Here is a 269-nt window from a genome sequence, read left to right on the forward strand (position 1 = left end):
ATATTCAGCGCATTCGCTACAAAGGTATCGCCTAACTCGTGGAAGATCAGCACAAACGGACTGGTATCGGCGGTAACGCGGGTCCACGGCATTAGTGAGAGCAGAACGGCTAACGAGCCAATATAGAAAATCAGGATGCGGTAGATAACCTGGTTAGTTGCTTTCGGGATACTTTGCTCCGGGTTATCAGCTTCTGCTGCGGTGATCCCCACCAGTTCCAGACCACCGAAAGAGAACATGATAATCGCCATCATCATCACCAGACCGGT

General features: G+C 50.6%; 1 pseudogene. It reads right to left on the bottom strand.

Annotation, left to right across the window (positions count from 1 at the left end):
• Positions 1–269: pseudogene (locus tag QP437_RS10070) on the bottom strand (amino acid permease); the annotation flags it as partial.

The organism is Haemophilus sp. UMB1048, from assembly GCF_030218125.1.
Lineage (GTDB): Bacteria > Pseudomonadota > Gammaproteobacteria > Enterobacterales > Pasteurellaceae > Haemophilus_D.